The organism is Okeania sp. SIO2F4 (assembly GCF_010672385.1).
Lineage (GTDB): Bacteria > Cyanobacteriota > Cyanobacteriia > Cyanobacteriales > Microcoleaceae > Trichodesmium.
The window spans coordinates 1-9,995 of record NZ_JAAHGT010000301.1; the positions used below are offsets into that span (position 1 = coordinate 1).

General features: G+C 34.0%; 11 protein-coding genes and 1 pseudogene. 6 read left to right on the plus strand and 6 right to left on the minus strand.

Going from position 1 to position 9,995, the window contains the following annotated elements; all coding sequences use genetic code 11:
• Nucleotides 1-391 precede the first annotated feature (391 nt).
• The 3 genes from F6K22_RS19195 to F6K22_RS19205 all read left to right on the plus strand — a co-directional run bounded on the left by F6K22_RS19195 (nt 392) and on the right by F6K22_RS19205 (nt 2,691).
• The gene (locus F6K22_RS19195; protein WP_293101227.1) at nt 392-838 is read left to right on the plus strand and encodes a hypothetical protein; all 447 of its coding nucleotides are present in this window, start codon (nt 392-394) and stop codon (nt 836-838) included.
• Between the two features lie 424 nt (nt 839-1,262).
• The gene (locus F6K22_RS19200; protein WP_293101230.1) at nt 1,263-1,604 is read left to right on the plus strand and encodes a hypothetical protein; all 342 of its coding nucleotides are present in this window, start codon (nt 1,263-1,265) and stop codon (nt 1,602-1,604) included.
• Nucleotides 1,605-1,617: 13 nt separating this feature from the next.
• Entirely contained in the window at nt 1,618-2,691 is a 1,074-nt protein-coding gene (locus F6K22_RS19205; protein ID WP_293101233.1) for an ATP-binding protein, read from the plus strand.
• 349 nt (nt 2,692-3,040) lie between these two features.
• Here the strand turns inward: F6K22_RS19205 and F6K22_RS19210 are convergent, their stop codons facing one another.
• The 4 genes from F6K22_RS19210 to F6K22_RS19225 form a co-directional block, all read right to left on the minus strand.
• Nucleotides 3,041-3,340 (minus strand): TMEM165/GDT1 family protein, encoded by a 300-nt coding sequence (locus tag F6K22_RS19210; protein WP_293101236.1) that lies wholly within the window; start codon nt 3,338-3,340, stop codon nt 3,041-3,043.
• Between the two features lie 309 nt (nt 3,341-3,649).
• Nucleotides 3,650-4,102, minus strand: a complete 453-nt coding sequence (locus F6K22_RS19215; RefSeq protein WP_293101239.1) for a TMEM165/GDT1 family protein — start codon at nt 4,100-4,102, stop codon at nt 3,650-3,652.
• A 200-nt stretch (nt 4,103-4,302) separates the two neighbouring features.
• Nucleotides 4,303-4,671, minus strand: a complete 369-nt coding sequence (locus tag F6K22_RS19220; RefSeq protein ID WP_293101242.1) for a YkgJ family cysteine cluster protein — start codon at nt 4,669-4,671, stop codon at nt 4,303-4,305.
• 76 nt (nt 4,672-4,747) lie between these two features.
• On the minus strand, nt 4,748-5,035 hold the full coding sequence (locus F6K22_RS19225) for a hypothetical protein (protein ID WP_293101245.1): 288 nt from the start codon (nt 5,033-5,035) through the stop codon (nt 4,748-4,750).
• A gap of 145 nt (nt 5,036-5,180) precedes the next feature.
• Between F6K22_RS19225 and psb30 the strand changes: the two genes are divergently transcribed.
• A complete protein-coding gene (gene psb30, locus F6K22_RS19230) occupies nt 5,181-5,312 on the plus strand; it encodes a photosystem II reaction center protein Ycf12/Psb30 (protein WP_293101248.1) in 132 nt (43 codons plus the stop codon).
• 554 nt (nt 5,313-5,866) lie between these two features.
• On the opposite strand, the gene rppA is transcribed toward psb30, so the two are convergent.
• Entirely contained in the window at nt 5,867-6,550 is a 684-nt protein-coding gene (gene rppA / locus F6K22_RS19235; RefSeq protein ID WP_293101251.1) for a two-component system response regulator RppA, read from the minus strand.
• Between the two features lie 42 nt (nt 6,551-6,592).
• Nucleotides 6,593-6,907, minus strand: a complete 315-nt coding sequence (locus F6K22_RS19240; protein WP_363273920.1) for a GNAT family N-acetyltransferase — start codon at nt 6,905-6,907, stop codon at nt 6,593-6,595.
• A 633-nt stretch (nt 6,908-7,540) separates the two neighbouring features.
• Here F6K22_RS19240 and F6K22_RS19245 point away from each other — a divergent pair.
• Together F6K22_RS19245 and F6K22_RS19250 are read left to right on the plus strand one after the other, a co-directional pair.
• Entirely contained in the window at nt 7,541-9,373 is a 1,833-nt protein-coding gene (locus tag F6K22_RS19245) for an ABC transporter ATP-binding protein (RefSeq protein WP_293101255.1), read from the plus strand.
• Between the two features lie 427 nt (nt 9,374-9,800).
• Nucleotides 9,801-9,995 (plus strand): annotated as a pseudogene (locus F6K22_RS19250) (protein kinase); the annotation flags it as partial.

Sequence of the window (9,995 nt, forward strand, 5' to 3'; positions counted from 1 at the left end):
TGCTTAGTCAAGTAGAATTTTTCCTCTGAAAAACTCTGATTATTTGGAGGTGAAAAAAAAATGGATAAAAAGTTGGGTGAATATTTACTAAAGCAAGTAATCAAACTAGAAAGACAATCATCAGGTTAATGGATAAAGCAAATCACATTTTCGGCAATCAAAATCTTTGAATCTGATCAAAAAGTTCCGGTAAAAGTTAACCTATAAAAAGAAGTATATTGGGATGAAATATCTCCAGATGTTCGTGCAGAGTTTTTACGCCATGAGAAAAGTCAGATTGAAACTAATGTAACTAAATCTCACGAGCGATAAATTGATGAAATGGATATATCTGCTGAGTCAAGTAGAATTTTTCAAAGGAAAAACTATGGCTGTTTATTGGTAAAAAGAAATGGATAATATAAAAATTGCTTTGCTTTCTATTTCTGGAATTATCGGTTTAGGTTCTGGAGCATTTTATTTTTTAAGCAAACAGAATGAGACAGAAACTCGCACCAATATTGATAGATGGTTTGAAGAAAAATTGGCAATTTCATTAGCAGAAAAATTAGACGAATCGACTGAAGAAGTTTTAGCAACGCTTCAAGGTGCATCAAATCCTATAATTGCCGATAAAATTCGTGAAATAATTGATTCTGCTAGGTTAACTTTTACAAGAGGAAAATCTATTAATGATATAGAAATTAGCCTAAATCTAGATTACGCTAATGGTAAATCTTTCTCGGTAGCTACTAACTGGAACTGGGATGAATTACCACAAACAATTAGGTCTGAATTTCTCCGAAGTGATAATAATACAATCAGTCGCCCCTGGTATTTTCCTTGGGATAACCAATAAATATTATCTCATTAATCCTATATATCAATTCTCATAAAGAGTGAGGTATTAATTTCTAGGTCTGAGGCAACAGAAAACAGGGAAGAGAAAACTTGGCAGAGCATATTTAGTAAAGTAATAAAGATTGCTTCTTCCTTCCTCCTCGCAATGACATTTTAGACTTAATGAAACCCACCTAATTATATTTTTGGTAAGCATTCAGCCGCCAGTTTTCAGCTTTCAGCCTCATTAACTTGAACTGTATGGTTTGAAAACTAAAACTCTTCCTTCTTTTGCTTCAATTTATGGGTTAAAAATGTTGTATAAGATCGACGAATTCTTGCTTCATTCATTTTTATTGCTGAGAGCTGACTGCTAATAGCTGTTTGCGCAGCATTCCGCAGGAAATGCTTACTATTTTTGATTAACTGAGGAGAATTAATTTATGGCTACAGGATGGAAAAAAGTAATAAATACAGAAGAAACAAAAATTACAAATTCCAACAAATCTCCCGAACAAACTTCCACTAATAAATCCTCTGACAAAACAACTGAAATAAACAGAATGGAAATGTTTATTCCAGAAAATACTCAAAGAAGTTTAGACAATCTAATAGTTCCCTCAACCGTCAAAAATAGAATTGATACAGCACTGAATAGAATTAAATATCACGATATTTTATATCACCAATGGAACCCAAAAAGGCGTAGGTTGGGTTTCACTCCGTTCAACCCAACCTACATTTTTAGGCGTGTCAGTCTACTACTTATATTTTTGATTAACTGAGGAGAATTAATTTATGCCTACAGGATGGAAAAAAGTAATAAATACACAAGAAACAAAAAGTACAAATTCCAACCAACCTCCCGAACAAACTTCCACTAATAAATCCTCCAATCAAACAACTGAAATAAACAGAATGGAAATGTTTATTCCAGAAAATACTCAAAGAAGTTTAGACGACCTAATAGTTCCCTCAACCGTCAAAAATAGAATTGATACAGCACTGAATAGAATTAAATATCACGACATTTTATATGACCAGTGGAACTTAAAAAGTATCGATCCCCGTGGTAAACGTACCACGATTAATTTATTTGGATTACCAGGTACAGGTAAAACCTTTTGTGCAGAAGCGATCGCTCATTTTTTAGGAAAAAAAATTATCAAAGTTAACTATGCAGAAATTGAGTCTAAATATGTAGGTGAAACTCCAAAAAATATTACGGCAGCTTTTGACAAAGCTAAAGAAACTGACTCAGTTTTATTCTTTGATGAAGCTGACTCTATCCTGGGAAAAAGATTAACTAATGTCACTCAAAGTTCGGATCATGGAGTTAATGTTAGTCGTTCTGTAATGTTACTTCAATTAGACAAATTTGATGGAGTAGTTATTTTTGCCACGAACCTCGCCAAAAATTATGATGGTGCATTTGTGCGCCGAATTTTAGCGCACATTGAATTTGAATTACCAGACAAAGAATGTCGCATTAAACTATGGAAATATCTACTGCCAAAAGAAGTACCAATTACAGAAAATGTAAATCTAGAATGGTTAGCAAATGAATCAGAAGAACTTGCCGGAGGTGATATTTTAAATATTGTAATTGCAGCAGCAAGTCGAGCAGTTACGAGAGAAGGAGAAGCTCAAAAAGTTTCTCCTTTTGACTTAGCTGAAGAAATCAAATTTGTACGAGAAGCAAAGACAAAAATCGGTTCTGCTCACCATGAAACTAATCAACAAAAAATTAAGGTTAAAGAGACAGAAATAGAACCAGGTGATTTATCTCCAGAACTTCGGAGTCGCTACGATAAAGCTATTTCAGAAATAGAGAAATCTCAGGAAAATTCATCAGAAGTAAATAATATATAACAATCCTAAATTAGGTTATAACATTTTATCGTAGGGGTTTAGTTTCCCAACCCAAAGGAAAATGGGATTTGGAGACCAAACCCCTACAGTTTTTTTTCACAAATCATTTAAGATTACTATATTTAAGCTTAGTAAGTATTTAGGTATTAGGATTCAGCTTTTCCTCCGGAATGCTGCGCAAACAGCTTTTGAACGTAATAATTTATATTACTAAGGATGAGCTGATGACCAATTTAATTAATAACTTTTAATTCTCCTTGAAGACTAATTTATCCTTGCCAAATAATGAGTTAATAACTCATAGCTGATAGCTGATAGCTGATAGCTGACTGCTGAATGCTTAGGAAATTTAACTATTTTCAGACTCTTCTACTTCCTCTTCACCAGATAATAAAAGGCGAAGACCCATAAAAGCAAATCCAGTTGCAGCAATAATTTTTACTATATTTGTTGGTAAAATTTCTGCTATTCCTTGCCCTAATAAAACTCCGAGAAAACTTGTTAATAATAGAGCAGATGCAGTACCCAAAAATACCATCTGGGGAAATTTTGAAGACCCACCCAGAGCAATGGCTGCTAATTGACTTTTATCTCCTAATTCAGATAGGAAAACTGCGATAAAACTTAAACCTAAAAGTTGCCAATCCATAGTTAATTAATAAGGAATAATAAAATTTTTAATCAAATACAACTCTTTGGTTGAAAATATATAGCAATCCTATTTCAGTTGTAATATTTTGGTGGTAGTTAAGAGTCAGGAGTCGTAGAGGCGATTTCCTACGGAATGCTCCTAATTACGCGAATCGCCCGTACAGGAGTCAGAATTTTCAAGGTTTTCCGTTAATATTAACTGTTATAAAAATTTTCATAAATCATTTAGGATTGCTATAGTAGAACTTAAACTAATGATTGCTTCATTTATTAAAGAGCTGAGAGCTGATTGCTAATAGGGGAATACTTACGCAAAATTTTCATAAAAAACTTCTACAATTAAAGTCAAAGATATTAGTAATAAAATAATTCCTGCCGATCTTTCTATCGTTTTTGGAGAGAGGTGACTCGCTAACCATTGCCCTAACAATACTCCCAATAAACTTGTAGTTACCAATGCACTACCTGCACCTGCAAATACTATCCAAGGAGATTGAGATTCGGCAGTCATTAACAAAGTAGTCAGTTGAGTTTTATCACCAATTTCTGCTAAAAGTATTGTCACAAAAGTAGAAGCAAATACTGCCCATGCTCCTGTTTTTTTTACCTTTGTTTCTTCTTGTTCTGATTGAGAATTAGTGGGGGGTGAAATTTCACCTTTTTCTGAGCTAACTGGCAAAGGTAAGTTCTTAGAAACTTCTTTTTGTTCTAAATCTATTTGGGTTTGAGCTGTATTTTCGCTAGTCGGGAAAGGTTTCACTGGCAACTATCATAAATTACTAAATATAGCACTGCGCGGACATTGGTAAATCCCATTTACGGAGTATTTGTCTCAGAAATACTCACTCACAGATTACTTTTGACTTTTGAATGCATGACTTGCCCATAGCACTATATATGTAGATTTTTTAAATCTTATTTATTATTTCAGATAATTGTGCTATGTGTCAACTTGCTTTATTACCTCTGGAAGCCTGAGTTAATGCCCACTGCATGATTAAATCGAAGCATTTCTAGACTATGCTCGCCGTACATATCCTCTATATGCTCCTGACAACAGTCAATGGCAAATTCATTTAGTTCTTCTGGCTCAATACCGTACATTTCTTTAAAGGTATCTGGTTGGACTCGACAAAATCTTGGTCTATCAGAGTAAATACGACATTCTTTACTCAAATGGTTGTAATTAATACACCATCCATCTGCTCCTACTAAACTCATATAATGCTTGACTTCTTCTGGCGATAAATATTCTTCTAGTTCTGGACGTTCTGTTGGTTTTAGGTAACAACAAGCACCACAATTTTTGACACAACACCAAGTAGCCATTCTTTATTTAAGTCAAAAGTTTTATTAACGGCCTTTTGATTGTAGCAGAGCAAAATATTGAGTTTTGTGAAATTTATTAAATTAGATAGGCGATCGCTTGATAGAATAAAAAACGGTTTTTCAGTTCAGTATCTATTTTATTAATATCTAGACTAACCACAAATCTAATCAAAGCGCTAAAGTCGCTTAAATGGTTAGTCCAGCCCACTTTTTTAAAGTAAACGTTATTTAGGTCATAACACCTTGGGATGCGCGGCCAGTTCCAAGCTCTGTTGTTCGGCATTAAACAGGTAAAGAGATTTGAAAAACCAGTGTGTCGTACCTCTAAAAGCCAAAATAACTGGGCGAGGCCAACTTTACGCATTTTCTGCAGAATGGACGCAACAATGTCCAAATTTTTGCCTAACCTTATGTTTTGAGGTGTATTAATATACCTCAAAAATATCTTATTTCTGTACGATCACAGAGACAATTATTCGTTTTAAGCACATTTTTTCTAAGAGGAAAATATGGAATTTTTAACTGATTTTTTCAGCAATATTAACTTTGAAACTATTGCCCAGTTAACAATGTTAGCCATGGTTGTTATTGCTGGCCCGGTAGTAATTGTGCTATTAGCACTTCGGGGTGGCGATCTTTGATACTTTCCGCATGGAGTTTCGACTTAGTTAACAATTTACGTGTGTAAACGATATAATACAGTAGTTCTCTTCACACATTTGTAAGTAACGAGGGTGAAATTTGTATCTTCTGCACTAATCGCTGCTTAAACATTACTGGCAGTCTATCTATGTAGACCTCTCCAAAAATCCCACTCCCTACTATCCAAGGCAAGTGTGAGGGTTGGAGAACCAAATGTAATGCATGTCTATTGACAAAGACTTAGATGTAAGTATAGACTGTTAAAATGCGGTTGGCTTAACCGTGAATGCCTGTGGATGAGTAACCGCCGACGGCCTCAGTTGGAAGCAGGAAGTAAACAGTAAAATGTCTTATTATGACGTTTTATATCGGTTTTATGAAGCAGCGTTAGGTAATAGTTCATTATTTTAGGGTGCGTTAGACGGCTAAAATTTAAGCTGTGAAAGGTATTTAGGAATCCGTCGTAACGCACCATTTAAGAACTTCTCATTCTTTTCACATTTATTCACAGTAAGAATTTTACTCCTGAATTCTAAATTCTAAATTCTAAATTTTATAGTTTTCCAAACCGATAACCTTTCCGATAAACAGTATGAATTAATGGTGACTTCCCAGTTGTCTCTATTTTTCTTCGCAATAGACGTACTTGTGCTGCTAAGACATTACTACTTGGTTGCTCCCCTTCTCCCCACAAATATTCATAAATTTGTTGGTGGGTTAAAAGTTGACCGGGGTAGTTCATAAAATATGCTAGTAGCTTACATTCTTTTTCTGATAAGTTAATCATTTGCCCACTACTATAAGCAACTTGATTTTCTATATCTAATTCTAAATCTCCTACCTGTAAATTTTGCTGAGTTGTGGTTGCCTCAATGGTAAGAGGGCGACGCAATAAAGCTCGAACTCTTGCTAATAATTCTCGTAATTCAAAAGGTTTAACTAAGTAATCATCTGCACCAGAATCTAATCCCGCAACTCGATCGTCTACAGTATCTTTAGCAGTAAGAAATAAAACTGGAGTATAGTCATGTCGCGACCGTAACTTTTGACAAATCTCCAATCCTGTTTTTTGGGGTAACATCCAATCTAAAATTAGCAAATCATAGTTACCCTGAATTGCCATTTTACAACCCATTTCTCCATTATCAGCAACATCAACATTGTACCCCTCTCTATTCAAAGCACGACTCAGAGGAGAAGTTAATTCTGGTTCATCATCCACTAAAAGAATCTGCATTTGATATATTTAATAAATTTGAATATCCGAACATAATATTACTCATATTTTTTTTAACATCAATTGGCTTGATTTCTCTAGAATATAGAAAGAACTATCATACCGATCTTCTTTTTTTGAGATTTTATAATATACCACATTAGTTTGATAATAATTAGCATCTTTTTCGTATTTCATTCCCAGTTTTTCCATTAATTTTTGGGAGGCAAGATTTTTAGGTTTAGCTATCGCTACAATTTCCTTTAATTTCAACTCTTCAAATCCAGATATTAAACTTGCTTTTGATGCTTCTGTTGCTAATCCTTGATACCAATATGCAAGATTTAATAAATAACCAAGCTCAATTTCCAGAGTCAGGAATTACTCTTCAAGAGAATTAAAAGTTATAAATAAATAGGTCATTAGCGGTCTGGTGAAGTAGTTGCTTGATTTTTTCAAAAGCTGAATATGGCGAGGAAACCTCGCCATATATAATCGACCAAGAGAAAAGAGAATATTCCTGATGTCAATCCGAATGCTTCAGCTAGAGCTACTGATAACTGATAACTGAAATGACCCACATATTTCATGACTTTAGGATTACTATAAAACCCATATAATTTATCTAAATCTTGGCTCTTAAATTGTCTCAATTTTAATCTTTTAGTTTCAATTTAAAATATCATACTTATATTGTCATGGTCGATTATTAATTGTGAAAAATGTAAGTATTCAGCTCTTAGTAGTCAATCCTTCACCAATCATATCCTCCCTTTAAAATACAACGTTTAAATGAATATTTATCGCGGTTAAAGGAGGATAATTTGACAGTAACTTTTAATTCTCTGTCAATTTCTCAATGTCTATTACCTCCGACCTTCGGCAATAGCTGTTAACGTAGTTATGACCCAGGAGGCTAGCTAATAGCTGACGGCTGAATGCTTACTGAAAAATTAACTAATATGCTACTTTATAAAACATCCTACTATCCAGAGTGTAACAAAAAAATCTATGACCAGTGTCTCTCCTAAAACTGATAGTAATAAATACCGAAGTAATAATCGTGAAACAGACTGGCAATTAATTCAAAGATTGCTAAACTACGGCCTCCGTCATAAAACTTTAGTAGCTACCTCACTAATATTATTATTACCATTATCAATTTCAGGGGCAATTCAGCCACTGTTAATCGGACAAGCAATTTCTCTAATTTTAGGAGAAGAAACTTGGTTATTTCTCCAACAAATTTCTCTATCTCAAGGATTGAATATTTTAGCAATTATATTAATGCTAACTATTATAATAAGACTCATATTTCAATCCCTACAAGGCTTTTTAGTACAAAAACTCGGACAACAAATTACTGCTGATATTAGAAATGATTTATTTAAGCACGTTCTTTCTTTAGGAGTCAGATTTTTTGACAGTACCCCTGTAGGAAAATTAATTACTCGTCTTACCAGTGATGTTGAAGCTTTAGGAGATGTATTTTCTACAGGTGCTATTGGGATAGTAAGCGATCTATTCTCAATTTTAATCATTGCTATTACTATGTTTAGTTTGCAATGGCAACTAGCCTTAATGCTGATATTAATGATTGTGCCAGTAACAGCAATTATTATCTATTTTCAACAAAAATATCGGCAAGCTAATTACAAAGCTAGAGATGAACTTTCAGGTCTAAATGCTCAACTACAAGAAAACTTAATTGGCATTGGAGTAGTGCAATTATTTCGGCGAGAAAAGTTCAATTCAGAATTATTTAGAGCCAATAATCTAAAGTATGTTCAAGCAGTAGATAAAACTATTTTTTATGACTCAGCTATCTCTGGTATTTTAGAATGGATTTCTTTAATCGCGATCGCCTCAGTTTTATTTCTTGGAGGGCGATTTGTTTTAGCAGGAAATCTAGACTTTGGTACTCTCTCTTCCTTCATTTTATATGCTCAACGTTTATTCGACCCCTTACGACAATTTGCCGAAAAATTTACGGCTATTCAAGCAGGTTTAACCGCCGTTGAACGTATTTCTAATCTCCTGAATGAAGAAATTGAAATTCTTGACCCAGAAGGAGAAATTAAAAAGTTACCAAATCTTCAAGTTAATAATTCCCAAATAGGTGAAATTAGATTTGAAAATGTCTGGTTTGGCTATAAACCAAATCAATATGTTCTGAAAAATCTCAACTTCACTATTAAACCTGGAGAAAAAATTGCTTTAATAGGTCCGACTGGAGCTGGAAAAAGTTCTATTATTCGCTTACTTTGTCGTTTATATGATGTGAATAAAGGCAGAATTTTGGTAGATGGAATTAATATTAAAGATTTACCTCAAGCTGAATTACGAAAACATATTGGCGTGATTCTTCAAGATGGATTTTTATTTGCCGGAGATGTAAAAAGTAATATTACTTTGGGAGAAAAATATTCATTTGAGGAAATTCAAGCCTCCGCAAAAAGCACAAATATAGATAAATTTATTACCGAATTACCCCAAGGATATAATACTCAACTACGAGAACGAGGAGCCAATCTTTCTGGTGGTCAAAAACAGTTATTAGCATTTGCCCGCGCTACTATTCGTAACCCTAGAATTTTGGTACTTGATGAAGCAACTGCTAGTTTAGATGTCGGAACAGAAGCTTTAATTCAATCAGCATTAGAACAACTTTTAGCAGAACGAACAGCTATTATTATTGCTCATCGACTTTCGACCATTAGAAATGTTAATCGGATATTTGTTTTGAAAAGAGGAGAGTTAATTGAATCAGGTACTCATCAGGAATTATTACAAAAAGATGGTCTTTATGCTGGTTTATATAAATTGCAAATGTTAGGAACTTGATGAATATTTAAACATTCAGCGGTCAGCATTCAGCGGTTAGCTTATTACCTTTGTCAGAAGAATTAATATTAAGAGATTTCCGATAAAACAAGCGATCGCCTTAATTATGGGTTTACTAAAAATTAGTGAGAATAATTATTTTGTTTGTAGTTTTGCTCTAGCCCCTTAAATATTGATTTTATTGCTCAAGTCCTACTACGAACTAGATACTAATAACTGAAAAATGGGGTTGACAAAAAAATTTGACATGGTACTATAAGCATAATGGAGAAGGTGTGCTCAGATATACTCAAATCAATTCGGCCAAAAAAACCATATTTTCCTGGTAGCTAGTACGCTAGAAAGTCTAATAACTAATAACAGAAAAGAGAAAGTTTGATAACTGGTAACTGAAAAAGCTGATAACTAATAACTGATAACTGAAATGGTGCAGTCTGGAAAAATCCTGAGACAACGCTACAAAATTATTCAGTCGCTAGGAAGTGGAGGATTCGGAGATACCTACTTAGCTGAAGACTTAGACTTACCAGGAAATCCGAAATGCGTAGTCAAACACCTCAAACCTAAAAGCTCAGACCCAGTAGTTTTGACAATTGCTCAAAAATTGTTTGAGAGAGAAGCA

What these genes read in the sequence shown, in the direction of transcription:
- F6K22_RS19195 (WP_293101227.1), top strand. Translation starts at nt 392, where the DNA reads ATGGATAATATAAAAATTGCTTTGCTTTCTATTTCTGGAATTATCGGT.
- F6K22_RS19200 (WP_293101230.1), top strand. Translation starts at nt 1,263, where the DNA reads ATGGCTACAGGATGGAAAAAAGTAATAAATACAGAAGAAACAAAAATT.
- F6K22_RS19205 (WP_293101233.1), top strand. Translation starts at nt 1,618, where the DNA reads ATGCCTACAGGATGGAAAAAAGTAATAAATACACAAGAAACAAAAAGT.
- F6K22_RS19210 (WP_293101236.1), bottom strand. Translation starts at nt 3,340, where the DNA reads ATGGATTGGCAACTTTTAGGTTTAAGTTTTATCGCAGTTTTCCTATCT.
- F6K22_RS19220 (WP_293101242.1), bottom strand. Translation starts at nt 4,671, where the DNA reads ATGGCTACTTGGTGTTGTGTCAAAAATTGTGGTGCTTGTTGTTACCTA.
- F6K22_RS19225 (WP_293101245.1), bottom strand. Translation starts at nt 5,035, where the DNA reads ATGCGTAAAGTTGGCCTCGCCCAGTTATTTTGGCTTTTAGAGGTACGA.
- psb30 (WP_293101248.1), top strand. Translation starts at nt 5,181, where the DNA reads ATGGAATTTTTAACTGATTTTTTCAGCAATATTAACTTTGAAACTATT.
- rppA (WP_293101251.1), bottom strand. Translation starts at nt 6,550, where the DNA reads ATGCAGATTCTTTTAGTGGATGATGAACCAGAATTAACTTCTCCTCTG.
- F6K22_RS19245 (WP_293101255.1), top strand. Translation starts at nt 7,541, where the DNA reads ATGACCAGTGTCTCTCCTAAAACTGATAGTAATAAATACCGAAGTAAT.